The sequence below is a fragment of the Stieleria sedimenti genome (assembly GCF_025060895.1).
Classification (GTDB): domain Bacteria; phylum Planctomycetota; class Planctomycetia; order Pirellulales; family Pirellulaceae; genus Stieleria; species Stieleria sedimenti.
The window spans coordinates 1-15798 of the sequence record NZ_JANZKV010000194.1; the positions used below are offsets into that span (position 1 = coordinate 1).

Annotated in this window: 4 protein-coding genes; 1 reads left to right on the forward strand and 3 read right to left on the reverse strand. The window is 57.9% G+C overall.

Translation table 11 applies throughout. From position 1 onward, the window contains the following. Positions 1–21 precede the first annotated feature (21 nt). On the reverse strand, positions 22–8340 hold the full coding sequence (locus NZK35_RS24130; RefSeq protein ID WP_259635087.1) for a tetratricopeptide repeat protein: 8319 nt from the start codon (positions 8338–8340) through the stop codon (positions 22–24). A 340-nt stretch (positions 8341–8680) separates the two neighbouring features. On the opposite strand from NZK35_RS24130, the gene NZK35_RS24135 reads away from it, so the two are divergent. After that, positions 8681–13936: a CheR family methyltransferase gene (locus NZK35_RS24135; RefSeq protein WP_259635088.1), complete on the forward strand. Its 5256-nt coding sequence runs from the start codon at positions 8681–8683 to the stop codon at positions 13934–13936. Here the strand turns inward: NZK35_RS24135 and NZK35_RS24140 are convergent. Together NZK35_RS24140 and NZK35_RS24145 are read right to left on the reverse strand one after the other, a co-directional pair. Continuing rightward, a complete protein-coding gene (locus tag NZK35_RS24140) occupies positions 13916–14404 on the reverse strand; it encodes a DUF1269 domain-containing protein (protein WP_259635089.1) in 489 nt (162 codons plus the stop codon). The genes NZK35_RS24135 and NZK35_RS24140 overlap by 21 nt on opposite strands. A gap of 73 nt (positions 14405–14477) precedes the next feature. After that, positions 14478–15611: a hypothetical protein gene (locus NZK35_RS24145; RefSeq protein WP_259635090.1), complete on the reverse strand. Its 1134-nt coding sequence runs from the start codon at positions 15609–15611 to the stop codon at positions 14478–14480. Positions 15612–15798: the final 187 nt, after the last annotated feature.

Consider the following 15798-nt stretch of genomic DNA (forward strand, 5'->3'; position numbering starts at 1 on the left):
AGCCTGCACACCAGCGCATGATTAATAGGCTTCTTTGGATTGCACACCTTCCCGACGATTGTTCATCAACCCCTCATAGTTCATCTTCTGCTCCTGTTGAAAGACGCCGTTCTGATTGAACAGATTGTTCAGCAACGCCTTTCCGCCTTTCACGCTTTGCCCCGCGGCGGGTTGTTGGGGGAGAGCATCGGCGGGGGCCGCGAACGGGTCGTTGGCCTGAGCCGGTTGTCGGTTCAGCTCTTCTCCACGAGCCTGTTGCAAAAAGACCGCTCCGCGGTGAAACGCATACTGGTCGTCTTGACCGACCGCGATCACCGTGCTGGTCCCTTCAATCCCGTCGGCGACGAACAACCCGCGTAGATCGGTTTGCCCGGAGACAAATTGGTCATTGGCCGACCCGATCACTTTGACGTGCACATCGCCGACAAACGCATCCTCGGTTTGATCTTTGACACTGACGCGAACCCGACCCGACACCGAATCTTCTTCCACCGTCAAAGCCAGTGGGCTGACGACCATCAATCCCGACGTGTAGAGATTGTCGGATCGTCCGACGACTAAATACGCGCCTTGTTCATTGAGCGGCAATGCGATCTTCGTTTCGCGGTCTCGGTAATCTTTTCCGTCGCCCAATTCGACCGTCTCTTGATGATACGGTTTGATTCCCGCCAGGTTGATCGCGGTGATCTTGTCCAGATTCCGCTGCGTCAATCCGAATTTCATCAAGTCGATGCGATACACCTTGATCAACACCGACGAGACGTTTCGGTGCTGCAGCAACACTTCACTCTCGTCCTTGGCCAGCAGCGTCGTCACATCGGGCAAGGATACGGATTTACGGCTGAAGAACTCGATCGCTTCGGCGGCGTCCTTGAACCGGTCGCTTACTTTGGCGTACTCATCGATCGCCTTGGCCGCCTGACCGAGGCTGTGATGGATTTGTCCCATGATGTAGACGGCTTCCCACTTGTTATCCGCTTGACGCGACGCACCCGTTTGGGGATCCGTAAATGTTGCCTCGGCAACCTTTTGGCACATCCGAAGCGCCTGCTCGTGATCCTGAAGTTCAAAGTAGCAGAATCCGATCATGTACCAGAACGAATCCAGCAAGCGGCTGTCGGGGTAGCGCTGAGCGTATTGCTGACCACGCCGAATCGCCAGTGTGTACTGCTCCAGATCGATCAATGCCGTCGCCAGCGCAAAACTGGCTTGATCGCCGGACGGGTCTTCGGGCCAGTTGGTGACAAAGTCGTCCAGCATGCGAATCGAACTGTCGATCAAATCGACACGCGTGATCCCCGACTCCATCAACTTCTCATCCTCGGCGACCGTCTCGGCACGCCGATAGACCTCCTGGGAGAGCGCATAGCTCGCGGTGGCGACGTAAGATTCAGCGGGGTAATCACGCAGTAATGACTCCATCGCTTGGACACTTCTCAGAAACTCGCCACGCGCATTCAAAAAGCCGGCGACCTGATTCTCTTTCTCGAAACTCGCTTGAACAGTCGTGCGATAGACCAAGTAGCTGCGTTCGTATTCGGCGATCTCTCGATACGACTTCGCGACCGTCAGAATTTCCTCAAACGACAACTCGACTTCGGGGAAACGTTCCTTGATGATTTCAAAGAATCTGACGATCTCCGCATGGTTGCCCAGGTTCATCGAGGCGCGAAACAGTAGCGACACCGTTTCTTTAGAGGACTCCGTGCGAAGCTGCCAGTTCTCGTGCAACTGATGAAGTGAATCGTATGCCTTTTGAAATTCACCTTTGTCGAAGTGGACTTTGCCGAGTTCGAACAACTCGTCGGGGGTTAGCTTGTATTCGTCAGCGGATGTCTCGCCGAGTGGCAGCACGCGAAGCGATTGCGGCTTGGTGACGGCGATCTCCGAGGGTGAATAGTAACTTTTCAACACGGCGGGAGCGGTCCGAAAGTTGCCGGGCAGGTACCCCGCCAACGAGTAGCGAATGTCGCCGGGAGTCTTCGAATCGCCGATGTAAAACGTGATCGCACCGGGGGTGATGTCGTAGCGATCAAACACGCCGCTGATCGTTTCCTCCAAGATCGTGCAACCCGCCGGGATCGGCTCGATCAACATCAAGTACGTCCGCAGCGGGCGTGAATTCTGGTAACGCACCCGTGGTGTCAGCGTGACCAGGGCACGCGATCCAACGGGAAGCTCGCTTAACTTGTTCGGCGCCCAGGAGTGGCTGCCATCGATCACGCGGTATCCGCGGGGAATCGGCCGGCCGTCGACGCGCAATTGATCGGGTTCGTAACGTCGCCCGATCGACCAGTCCGTCGTGGTGCTGCTGATCGAGTCGGCATCTGAAAAACCTGTCAGGACGGCGCTGTAGGAGAATTCGCCGCGACCTTCCAACTCAAACTCGATCCGTTGCTGGCCGTCAACGAGCATCTCATCCGGCACGCGGATGCGGCGACTTTCCGCACCCGGATCCAGCGTCAACGGCTCTAGCGGTTCACCGTTGACGTAGATCGTCACCGCAACCCGCTCCCGCTTCGGTGGGCTTTGGCCGAAATGCGCCGCCAGCGCCGCGATTGCGGGACCGTTGTCCGATTCCACCGGCCAGCGTGAACCAGCTCGTGCAGCCAACAGGCGCTCGGCAAGTTTCACCCTCAGCTCCGGTCGCAGGTCCATCCGTTGCAACGCGATCAACTCGAGCGCGGCGATTTCCAGCGACGTCCGGCCCACACTCGGTCGCCCGCCGGCCGCGTCGAGATTGACAAGGGGAAGCAGTTCGGCCGCCATCTCGTTGTGCCGAAGCGCCGTCAGAGCCAACATCAATTGCACCAGACCGTAATCGTCCAGTCGATTGCGTTCTCGATACAACCGATTGGCCAACGCAAAATCGCCGGCCCCACACTCGGCCAGCGCCGCCAACAGCACCGCTTGACGATTCAAGTCGGTTTCTCCGGCAAACGCCTTTTTCAGCGACGCGACCCCCAATTCAAATTGCCGCTCCGGCACCGCGAATCCCGCGCGTCGCGCATGGACCATCGCCCACATCGCCCGTGCGGTGCTGATCGGATCAGCCGGGCCGGCCGAATGACCCGCCAAACTCCAACCGCCATCGTCCCGCTGCGACGCGATCAGATGACTGACCGCGCCGGCGACGATGCCGCTGACCTGTGTGCCCTCGGGTGAATCCGGCTGTGCGGATCGTCGGAGATGGTTCAACACCGCAACGCCGCCGAGACAATCCGACATGCTGCGAGCCAGCAAACTGGTCGGCACACAACGCTGCGGCAAAAACGTTTCGCCACGCAACAGGCTGTCCAGCAAAGACTGCTGTCGGTCACCGCCGATCATCAATTCCAGCGACTGACCGCGCGTTTTTTGATTCGGCTCCAGTTGAATCAACGCCAGCGTGTTTTGGGAAGCCACGCCGCTTGCCGTTTGATAGACCGGGAATCCATACGGCAGCACCTCCGCCGTGGAAACGTAGGTGTCCCCTGCTTCGCCTTCACTTCCGATTGTCAATTCAAACTGCACTCGGTCCGACTCAACCATCTCGACGGGAAACGTCAGGGTTTCGATCCCGGCGTCCTTGACTTCGAGGGTCTTGTTCTGTTCCAGCGACTGGCTTCCCATCGTTGCTTTGAGTGCGACGTTGATCGTCCGCGGACCTTCCAGCGAGTTGTGGACTTCGACGCGAACGTCCGCCTTGTCGCCGACCGTAAACGCTTGCGGAACGCGGAGTTGTCCGAACAACGTTTTTCGCGTGGTCAGCTCGACCGACTCCGAACCGGCAAGCGTGTCCGTGCTGATTGCACTCGCACTCAGTTTCCAGGCCGTTGAAACGGCCGGCATGGTGATTTCGATCTCGGCCTTGCCGTCCTGGTCGGTCACGATGACGGGGTCCCAAAAACCGGTCTCGCCACTGATCGCTTGGCCAAACATTCGGACGCCGGTGAGTTGGTTCAATTGGTTGACTTCGTCATCACTCATTCCGTTGACCACCATCAGTTTTCCGTCCAGGGTTAGACCGTTGATGGTGACGTCGCGGCGCTGCAAACTCTTGCTGTCGACTCGTCCGAGTTTGCTCATCGATGCGGGGGCATTTGCACCCCAGAACGATGAATCCTTAGTCCATGGTTCATCGCCCAGTTGGCCCGCTTGAACGCCGCGTTGCCCTGATGAACGTCCCATTTGGGCATACAGCGACATCGCCCGCGGCGTCGCGGTGGTCCCGCGCATCGATTGTTGCTGCATCACGATTTGCTCGCGCATCAGCTGCACCGCGCCGTCGCTGTCGACGTCGACTTCGAAGTTGGCGTCGAGAGATTGCCAAGACGTTACGCCTCCGGCATCTCCGAAGTCGACGGATTGATTTCGGTCGAACGGCTCCTCCTGGGTGATGACGTCGCCTGCGATCTCCGCGAATTCCAAGGAGACGTCGTTGTCCGCGAACAGGTCTACGATCGCGTCTGCCTCGGCCAATCGCCGTGATCGCCGTTCCGATTCGACGAGTAGGGCTTCGTTGATCGAGCGTGTTTGCGTGGCGTAGCGGAATTCGCAACTGGAGGTTTGCCGCATCCGTCGTTGGCGAAGCCCGCTGGTGAACGCCGTCATGATCTCCTGGCCGGCGGAGCCAAATCGGTCGAGCAAACTCGACTGAACCAGCGACATCGCCAGTTCCGCGGCCACCGGACGGCCACTCGAATCGGTCACTTCGATGCCCACCTTGACGCGGTCGGTCGGTTGGAGATTCGTCGTCGACGGCGTCAGTTTGACCTGCAATCGTTTGGTGACGACGAAACCGCTGATGGCATGATGCAACTTGCTGCGCTGCATCACGCTGGCGGACAGATAGAAGTTCGGCGCCAGATCCGCATCGATCGGAAGGTCGATTTCGTTTTCGCCCTGTTTCAGTTGCACCAATCGGTGGCCCAGCACCGACGCTCCATCGAAGGTGATCAATGCCAGCGCCGGAGCATCCCGCCAGTGCAGCCGCACGTTGGCGTTGTCGCCGACGCGATAGTTGTGCTGGTCGGCCAAAATCCGCAGCCGCGTGGTGTCGTCGTCGCCTGAGATCTGCAACCGTGCCTGTCCGCTGACGGAATTTCCAAATCGGTCGTCGCCCGTCGCCCGCACGATGTAGGTACCGCTGCGTTCGATCTGGACCGTCTCGCTGGCTTGCCCGTCTTCGGGATCGGTCGTCAGGTTGAAGGCTTCAACCCGCCGCTCTCCCGTTCGACCGCTCCGATTCCGTCGCGCGGTCACTTGGTTACCCGTCTGGTTCGTGCGATCTGCCCCTGTGACTTCGAACACCTCCAACTGGACCGCCGTGCCGACCGGTTTGCCTGCGGGATCGACCAGTTTGATATTGACATCAAAGGTTTCACCGGCGATGTAGACCGATCGCCCTGTGGTGACGTTGACGTTGAATCCGCGTGTGGCGAGAAAGACCGTCTGAGATTGACTGACGTTCCGTTGGGGGCAAGCGACATCGACGGCGATCGCTTGCGATTCGCTGAACCGGCGGGTCGGAAATTTGAGTTCGACTTTCCCGTCCGCGTCGGTTTTCGCCGTCTGGCGTTCGCTTTCACCGCCGATCGAGTAGCTGATTTCTTCAGCCGGCAGCGGTGCGCCGTAATAATATTTTAGCGCAACGGTGGCGGTGATTTCGTCGCCACGAAAGTAGACGTCTTGGTCGGTCTGGATCGTCAGTTGCACCGGTTCCAGCTTGAATTGTTTGACTTCGAACTGCGATTCGAAGGACAGCTCCGGTTGATTCGGTGTCGAGCGTCGATGGAGATGGATCCGGCAGCGTCCGGGCACCGCGCTGGGCGGCAGCACCATGTTGGTGTGAAGCGAACCGAAGGCGTTGAGCGTCACCGTTTCCGTTTTTAGTTTTCGGCCGCGGGTATCGTAAACGTCCAATGAGAATGTCTCGCCTTCTCGAAACGTGAATCGGTCTTGATCGACCCACCGGACGATGCCTTTGATGTTGACCAATTCCCCCGGTCGATAGACGGGGCGATCGGTAAACAGGTACCCCGTGGGCACCAAGCCGACGGCGAAGTCCAGTCCGTTCAGATTGGTCACCGTCGATGCGATCTGGCCTTCGTGGACGGCAAACACACGCAAGTCTTTGATGTCACGCAAACGCTCCGACTGCGATCGCACGATTCCTTCTGCATCGGTCACCAATTCCTCGAAGACCGACGCCCCGTCGCTGACCAGCACACTGACTCCCTCGGCCGGCTTTCCGGTTCGCATGTTTTGCGCGAACAAGAACAATTCGTTGCGAGACGATTTGACCAGAATGTCCAAATCACTGACAACGACCATGGTCGTTGCTTCCATCTTGTCACTGCTGACGGTGACCGCGGTGACGCCCGGCCCATCGATCGGGATCGTGACCTCCTGATCGATCCGCTTGAAGGGTTCGTAATCATCGACCGTGTGTTCAAATTGATGGTCGGGGTCGATCAAAGCGATGTCCAGCTTTTCGACGCCGGTGGCCAGGTGCATCTTGCGAAAGTAATCCGTCATGTCAATCTTGTAGACGGCCACAGAAACCTGTGCCAGGTTTCGCGTCGTGAGCAGAATCCCGGCCTGTTCGTCGCTGCGGAATTTGCGTTTCGTCATCACTTGCAACTCTGGGCGGGTCAACCGTGCGATCCGCTGCTTGGCGGCGCCTTCACTGGCTCCCTTGACCTGTTTGTACGACTCGAGAGCTTCCTTGCGGCGCTCGAGTTGTTCTTCCAACGTGATCCCGATCCGCAACGACGCCAGTGAGGCCTGGTGGGTGTCGGGGTATTTTTCGACCAGACGCTGCCAATCTGCGATCGCGTCTTCCAGCAGTTCTCGGCAGGTTTGGTTGAGTCGAATCTCGGCCCCGGAGTGGCCCTTTTTGATCGCCGCGTCGACACGCTGTTGATGTCGATCCAGTGCATCGCGTTTGTTCATTTCGCCAAATTGCAACAGGATGCTCGGCGCCCGTGGGTCCAGCGGATACTTGTTGAGGAATGTTTGCCAGAGCGCCCTGGCCTTGGCAAATTCTTTTTCGTGGAGTGCGTATTGGGCGGCGGCGAATTCCGCCCCGATGATCTTTTGTTGAACGTCGGGCCACTGTGAATCGGTCGGATGTTTTTCCAGAAATTCCTTCCACGCGTCAATCGCTTTGTCAAACTCGTTCTGGGCGAAATACGACTGCCCCAACATGCGTCGTGCGATCGCCAGCTGGTCGGATCCACGGTAGTCCGGATTGGCGATCAAGCTTTCCAGCCGGTCGATCGCTTGGACGTTGCGTCGCCGCGATTGGTAGCCTTGGGCGATCTCCAACTCGGCCTTGGGAGCGAGTTTGTGGTCGGGGTAAGTTTTGAGAAACCGTTCCGCCAGTGTGACGCCGAGTTCGAGGTCTCCGTCGGTTGCCGGGTTCGGCAGCCCGTACGTGTGGGCCAGTCGGTAAGTCGCATTGGCCAGCCGGTCGGCCAAGGCGTCGCTTTGGTCGAGCGGTGGTTCGTGTTTGGAAAGAAAGTCTTGCCAGGTCCGACGCGCGGCGGAAGGTTGCTTGTTTTCGAGCTGGACCAACCCGAGCCGATACATCGCGTCGGACTGCAGTTCGATGGACGCGGACACCCCGGACATCGGATTCGTAGCGCCGTGCTGGGCGAGGAAGTCTTGGTAGGCGTTGGTGGCCTGATCGAGTTGATTGAGCTCTTCGATACAACGCGCCACGCGAAATTCAATTTCCTGCCGGCGGTGAACGGTCGGCCCAAGCTTGTTGGCCTCGCGGTAATATTCCAACGCCTGTTTGTAATCGGGTTGTTTAACGCGAGAGGGATCATTGGCGGGCAAACCCTCGAAGAACCGGTCGGCAAACTCCAGATAGATTTTTGCGAGTTCGTCTTTTCTTCCGCGCGAGAGCAATCGTTCGGCTTCGCGCTGGTAGATCTCGCCGGCAAGGTTGTACTGACGATTCATGACCGCGACGGCCGCCCGCCCGAACCTGGAACGGCTGACCCATTCGCTTTTTGGGAACCGGTTTTCCAGTTCCCGATAGGCCGCGACGGCATCGTCCCGTTGGTCGGCGTGCGACAGCGCGAGCGCTTTCAGATAAAGCAAGTAGTCCGGCGCGGTGACCGCGTCGTTCTGCAATTCCGACTCGATCGCCTTGACGGCGTCCTGATACCGTCGCGATTGCATCGCGTCATGAATTTCCGTCGGAATGCGGACCACGCCGGTGATGGAGGGGCGTTCGCCCGAGTCAACCGGATTGGCGGGGTCGGCGGCGTGGACATTTCCGACGCCAGCCCAAATGAGTGAGACCAAGCACACCCCACGCAACAGGTCCGAGCCGATTCGAGCCATCTGTCGATACTCCACAGTAGCAGGCGCCCGGCCGCCAATCGAAGCAGCACGCCGGGCCAGAACAGGTTTTCTACCACTCTAACGCATGACACCCGAGCGACGGACGGACTCTGTCAAAACCAACTGTAAAAACATTCTCAGCGTCAGGCCGGGCTGATTGCGTGTTTCCAGATTGACCAAACCGCTTGAGTCGCTTCCAATTGAACGCCGTGTGGTTATTGTCAGTTTGGAGGATCGCCGATGAAGGTCATTCGGGGCACTGTCAAAGTGTTTGGAGAGCGATTCGCTGGCGGCAACGTGACAACCCGGGCCAGTGTTGCCGGCGGTTTGGAAACCGATCATGACTAGCCAGTCGACGAAAGCGAACAAAACACCACTTGTCGTCGGTATCGGTGCGTCGGCAGGTGGGCTGGAAGCGGTTTGCGAGTTCCTGAAGCATCTCGGCAGGTGCGAGGATCTGGCGATCGTTCTCGTCTTGCATCATGATGCGGCCAGCGAAACGTTGCTCCGTGAATTGTTGGCTGCGGCGACGGAGATGCCGTTGGTCGAAGTCACCGAACGGACGAAACTCCGCCCCGGCTGCGTTTATGTCGCCCCCGCGAAACGCTTTCTGGACGTCACGCACGGCGGCATGGTGCCGGTCGTCCCCGACAGCGATAAACCCGACAGCGATAAAAGTCCGCTCACGTCGGTGGACCACTTTTTTCATTCGTTAGCCCAGGATCAAGCCGAGCGAGCCATCGGGATCGTTCTGTCGGGAACCGGGAGCGACGGAAGCGTCGGGCTGAAGGCGATCGGTGACGGCGGAGGGCTGACCTTTGCTCAGGACACCACGTCGGCAAAATACGACAGCATGCCGCGCAACGCCGCCTCGATGGGGGTGGCCGATCACGTGTGTCGTCCGAGTGAGATGGCGGCAGAAGTGAGGCGGTACACGGCTCATCTGTCTCAATACGGCGACAAGGAATCTGTCGGTCGCGTCCAAAACCAAATCGCCGAGGCGGTTCCGCGGATCGCAGAGCACCTTTTGGAAGCCACCGGTCATAATTTTCAGCATTACAAAATCTCCATGCTGATGCGTCGTATCCTGCGACGGATGCACGTTTTGAAGATTGCAACGGCCGGTGAATACCTGTTCCACGTGCAAAAGAGTGACGAGGAAACCCGCGCGCTCTTTCGCGAACTATTGATCGGCGTGACCGCGTTTTTTCGAGACCCCGAAGCGTTCAACGCGATTGCCACGACGGTCCTGCCGAAAATCTTCGAGGGCAGAAGTCCCGATGACGTCGTCCGCATCTGGGTCGCCGGATGCAGTACCGGTGAAGAAGCCTATTCGTTGGCCATTCTCTGTCGCGAGCAGGTCGACGAAATGGAGAATCCACCAGAAATCAGGATTTTTGCGACCGATATCGACGATCGGGCGTTGCAGATCGCACGGGCGGGATCGTATCCGACCGGAATTGAAGATCACGTCAGCACGGCGCGTTTGAAACGGTTTTTCATCAAACGCGGCAAGCGATACCAAGTCACTCAAGAGATCCGCGAACTCGTGCTCTTTTCCAAGCACAATCTGATCAGTGACCCACCGTTCTCGCGACAGGACCTGATTTCGTGTCGCAATTTGCTCATCTACTTGGGCGAACATTTACAAGAGAAATTGATTCCGCTGTTTCACTACGCCACGCGACCGGCGGGATTCCTCTTTCTCGGCCCCAGCGAAACTGTTTCGACTCACGGCGAACTCTTCAAGCCGTTCGACACCAAGTGCCGCATCTCACAACGCAAAGGCACTGCGACGGGATCGATCAGTGCGCTGGTGACACGCCACGGGGAGGTCAAGCCGGTTTACGGCGGTGAAACACAATCCGATACGACGATCGATTTGAACGTCATCCGCCAACGCATCTTGCTGGACGAGTTCACGCCCAAGGCCGTCGTGATCGACCAGGCCGGAACCGTCTTGAACGCCTCCGACGGCATCTCGAAGTATCTGGAAGTCTCCGGCGGAGATTTTCACAACAACATCATCAAAATGGCCATGCCCAGTTTGAGGATCGGATTGCGAGCCGCCCTCAACGAGGCGAAGAAGTTGCGTCGACGTGTAACGCACGACAATCTTTCGATCCGTGATGATGATCTGATGCAACGGGTCATGTTGACCGTGCAACCGATGCCCCAGTTGGGAGAAGACGACGAGTTGTTCATGGTCGTGTTTCACGACGTCGGCGAACCGATGCGGCGTGAAGAATTCGATCAGCCAGCGGACGCCATCTCCACCGGCGATCAAGACGCCGATACCATCATCGCCCAATTGGAACGTGAACTCGAATCGACCCGAAGCGATCTGGAACGGACGCTCCAAGATATGGAGGCGGCCAACGAAGAGCTGAAATCGTCCAACGAAGAACTGTTGTCGATGAATGAAGAGCTTCAATCGGCCAACGAGGAGTTGGAAACGTCCAAGGAGGAGATCCGAGCCGGTAGTGAGGCCGTGGCACGCGCCCACGCCGACCTGGAGAACCTGTTGCGAAGCACCCAGATCGCAACCGTGTTTCTCGATAGCGATCGACGGATTCGAAGCTTCACCCCGGCGATTGCGGAAATCTACTCATTGATCCCCACGGACGTCGGCAGACCGCTGGAGCATTTTGTCCCCCGTGTCCGCGACATGCCGCCGCTACCCGCCATGGCAACCGTTGACTCAACCGGTGTCATTGAAGACACGATCGTTGCCGAGTCCGGGAAATCCTACATTCGTCGCATTTCGCCGTACCGATCCCACCCCGGTGAAACCGATGGCATCGTCGTGACTTTCGTCGATGTCTCCGAGCTTGTCGAGCGTGAGGCCGTTTTGGCATCGCTGATGAGCTCCACCGCTGAAGGCATCTATGGCATCGATCTCGATGGCAGGTGCACGTTTGCGAACGCCGCCTGTGCCAAGTTGCTCGGCTATCAAAGCGCGGATGAGTTTCTCGGGCAGTCCATGCACGAAATGATCCACCACTCGCGTCGCGATGGTTCAACGTACCCTGTCGAGGAATGCCAAATCTCGCGGGCCTTTCGCAGCGGTAAACGGGTGCACGTCGATGACGAACGCTTCTGGCGCGCCGATGGATCGTCGTTTGATGTGGAGTATTGGTCGCATCCGCAGATTCGAGATGGGCAATTGGTAGGCTGTGTCGTCACGTTTGTTGATATCACCGAACGTCGTGACGCCGAAACCGCACTGGCCGATGCCAAGGATCGGCTCGAGTTGTCGTTGGAAATCGCTGACGTCGCTCCCTGGAGTTGGAGCATGCGCTCCGGAGATCCGATCAGCAATCCGATCCTGAACCGGCTGTTCGGTTTCGACGAAAACGAGACGCCCACGCTCGATGAGTTCCTCGCACGTATCGATCCATCCGCTCGAGAGCACATCACATCGTCGATCCAACGCGCGATTGCCACGGGTGAAATCTATGACGAGGAGTATCCTATCCGTTGGCCCAGCGGGGAGGTGCGTCACCTTCGCGCACGGGGCCGCGTCCGCATGTCACCAGATGGCGTCGCTGAGGATTTTTTTGGTGTCGTCGTCGATATCACCGAGCGAAAGCGTCGCGAACTGGACCTTGCCGACCGCGAAGCGCACCTCCGTCGCGTCATCAACAACCAATTGGGCTTGGTCGGTGTGATCGACCGCGGGGGACTGTTGCGAGAAATTGATGACGGCTCGTTGGAAATCGCTCGGGCTCGACGAGAGGATGTGATCGGCAAGCCCTTTGCCGAAGCACCCTGGTGGAACTACGACCCGGCAGTGGTTGAACAGACGCGAGAGGCCATGGCCCGGGCCTTTGCCGGGGAAGTCGTCCGGTATGACGTGTCACTGTTCGCTCACGGCGACGACGGAGTGATGATCGATTTCATGATCGCGCCGACCTTTGACGCCGACGGAAATGTCGAATTTCTGGTTCCATCCGGTGTCGACATTCGCGAACGCGTCAAGATCGAGAAAGAACAACGGTCGGTGACTCGCCGGATGGAGATGGCGTTGCGTGCCGGCGGGATGGCGGCGTGGGAATGGACGCCGACGAAAAGCATCTGGACGCCGGAGTTGTACGAGCTGCTCGGCATCGAAGCGGACCAAGAAGCATGTCCCGATCTGTTCTTCTCCCTGGTGCATCCCGACGACGTCGAATCGCTCAAACTGGCCTGGCAAAAGTCGATCCAGGGCTCGGAAACCTACGACAGCGAGTTCCGCATCGTTCGCCCCGACGGGGAAGTTCGCTGGATAAACGGACTCGGCGAAGTCGTTCGTGACCAGGGGAAAACGATCCAGATGTACGGCGTCAACTGGGATTCGACCGAGGAGCACTTGCAGGCCGAGGCACTCCGCGAGAGTGAACGCCGAGCCCATCAAGCCAGTGCGTCAAAAAGTGAGTTCCTGGCGAATATGTCGCACGAGATCCGTACGCCGATGACCGCCATCTTGGGGTATGCCGAATTGTTGAAAGAGCTGGTCGATCAGGAGGAGTCACTGCAATACTTGCAGACCATTCGACGCAACGGAGATTACCTGCTGGAAATCATCAACGACATCCTGGACCTCTCCAAAATTGAAGCCGGGAAACTGGAGGTCCAGCAAGACGCTTTCGAACCCGGCCGATTGATCGAAGATGTCAGAAGCATTATGGAAGTCCGCGCGAAAGAGGGCGGCCTAATGTTGGGAATCGAGTATGACGGCAAACTGCCCAAAGTGATCCGATCGGATGCAAAACGGCTCAAACAGATTCTTATCAATCTCGTCGGCAACGCGATCAAGTTTACCACGCATGGCCGAGTCAACGTTCGCATTCGGTTCGATCTTTCATCGCAGCAAATGCAGTTCGACGTGATCGATACGGGAATCGGCATTTCAGATGAGCAAATGTCGCAACTGTTCAAACCGTTTTCACAGGGCGATGCCAGCGTCACACGTCACTTCGGGGGCACCGGCCTGGGCCTTGCCATCAGTCAGCGGCTGGCCGAGATGCTCGGTGGCACGATCACCGCCAGCAGTACCGAAGGTGTCGGCAGTACCTTCACGCTGCGAATCGCAACCGGCGACGTCTCTCCATCGGATCTGATTCGCTACGTCGAACCTCGTCCAGCCGGCGGTTCCGAATCGATGCTTGAGGGTTCAGAGCCAGGCAAACTTTCCTGCCATGTGCTCGTCGTCGATGACCGCCAAGACATCCGCTATCTGAGCAAGCACATCCTCACCAATGCCGGCGCGACGGTGGATGAGTGCGAGGACGGGTTGCTCGCGGTCGAGCATCTCACCGCGTGCTTGAAGACCGGCGACTGTCCCGATCTAATCTTGCTCGACATGCAGATGCCCAATTTAGACGGCTACTCGACCTCCAAAAAACTGCGCGAAATCGGGTACCGTGGTCCGATCATCGCTTTGACGGCCGATGCCATGCAAGGTGACATGAACCGATGCTTGGAGGCGGGCTGCAACGACTATCTCTCCAAACCCATCGACGCAAGAAAGATGCTCAGGGTCGTACGTGAGGCGACGTCAGGTGACGCGCCGTCAGAGCGCCCGCACGACCCATCACCGTTGAAAGGTTTCTAAGGATGTCGGTCCAGTGGTTTTTAACATGCTTTCGGCGTCAGCCAATCGGATGTCGTCACCCGTAACGATCAACAGTCGCGCCCCGTTGCGAACCTTGGTCTGGTAGCTCTCGGCGACTCGATCGTCAACGCCCCAGCTTTCGACCGCGCCGAGCAGCCCACCGCCGACGGCCCCGGCCGCGATCCCAAAAATGGGTCCGGCCACAATCAGTGGACCCATCAACGTCATCGAGCCAAGCGCGGCGCCAAGTGTACCGCCTGCCAGGGTCGCCCCTGTTGCCGTTGTTTCACTCGACGGCGATGCCGGCGTCGTGTCTTCGGCCGCATTAAGCTCGGACAAACCCTCGTCGTCGGCATGCTTGACGATTGAAACTTCGTCTGCTGTGAAATGAGCCTTGTCGAGAACTTCGATTGCGGTTCGGAAGTCTCGTTCGCTATTAAATTCGGCGATGAGGCAATTCTGGGACATGGTTGGGTTTCTCTTGGTTTGACGCTTGGAAGGTATAGTTGGCGGATCAGTGATCGGTCGTCATCGATCCAGGTTACTGATTCAATGCCATGCGCTCGACTTGCACGGTGTCGTTGCCGATGGTCATTTGTCGGGCGATAAGCACCGACCGATCCTTCACCTTGATCGCCGGCCCGGTGACGGTCACCTCGCTGCCGGATTTCACGTCCATTTTCAATCGATCTTTGGGACCCAAGTCGACGAGCAGTTTCTTGCCTTGGTCGGTTTTCAGTTTCGCAAGCTGGTGCGTCTTGCCACGAATCTTCGCCGTCATCATGTCATCGACCGTCCCGGTGAATTCTCGGCCGCTGCGGTCGATCGTCTGTTGCTGACCCTCGCGGGTCGCCGTGCTGGCCATGAGAATGGATTTGTCGCCGACCTTGAACATGGCGCCTTTGACTTCAATCTCCTCGCCCTGTTTCACTTTCGCGTCAAACTGATCGGCCGGCCCCAGGTCAACCAGCAGGTTGCCACCCTGATTGCTCTCGCCGATCGCTGCGACGAGGTTCGTCCCCCGAGGCGTCTTGACCTTTTTGATGGATTGGATGACGCCTTGCCGCTCCACGACACGTGAACTTTTCGTCTTTTGGTCGTTCCGCGATCTCATCTCGCTCTCTCGATCCTGTTCGGAATCGGAGTTCGAGAATGCGACGAAATTGTGGAACTCGTAGACACCGTCGCGGTCTTTATCAGCGTATTCGGCGACCGAGTCCATCACGCCATCGGCATCGTAATCGTAGTAAGTGGCGAAGTAGTCATAATAACCGTCGTTGTCGTAATCGCCGTAGTCTGAGTAGCCGCTGTCGTAGTAGTCGAAGAACCAATCGTCGTCGTCGTTGTCGCCAAAGAAACCGAAACTTGAATGGTTTGAGGCGAGATCGTTGTCACGGTCCGTGCTGGTCAATGCATCCGGCGTGTCGTACAGCTCGTCATCCCAGCGTCCGATCGCCTCATCAGTCGGGTTGTAATCGTTTCCGTCAAACCATTCGCTGACGTCCCACCACGCATCGTCTTCATAGTACCGGGTGTGATGCCCGAATGGTTCATCGGCCTGGATGGTCGGAATTTGACCAGCGATGGGGATCATCGCGCTCAGAGCAGCGGCGAGCACCCATCGTCGTCGGGCACGCGAGTCGTCGGAATCGTTTCGCGGCGTGTTCGTATTCATGTTCATGTTCATGTTCATGCTTGTCTACCTTTTGATGGAGTCGCTGAATCGGCGTTCGTCGAAACGACCGCCGCGCGCCCGAGTGACGCTGTCATGAAGAAGTGTTGCAAGACGCGCGCCAAAAACCGTGACGCAATCAGCCGACAATGAATGTGACCGAGTCGTCGGCCGAAGACCCATTGGGTTG

Excerpts from the sequence above, each read along its gene's own strand:
- NZK35_RS24130 (WP_259635087.1), bottom strand. The coding sequence starts at position 8,340 with ATGGCTCGAATCGGCTCGGACCTGTTGCGTGGGGTGTGCTTGGTCTCA.
- NZK35_RS24135 (WP_259635088.1), top strand. The coding sequence starts at position 8,681 with ATGACTAGCCAGTCGACGAAAGCGAACAAAACACCACTTGTCGTCGGT.
- NZK35_RS24140 (WP_259635089.1), bottom strand. The coding sequence starts at position 14,404 with ATGTCCCAGAATTGCCTCATCGCCGAATTTAATAGCGAACGAGACTTC.
- NZK35_RS24145 (WP_259635090.1), bottom strand. The coding sequence starts at position 15,611 with ATGAATACGAACACGCCGCGAAACGATTCCGACGACTCGCGTGCCCGA.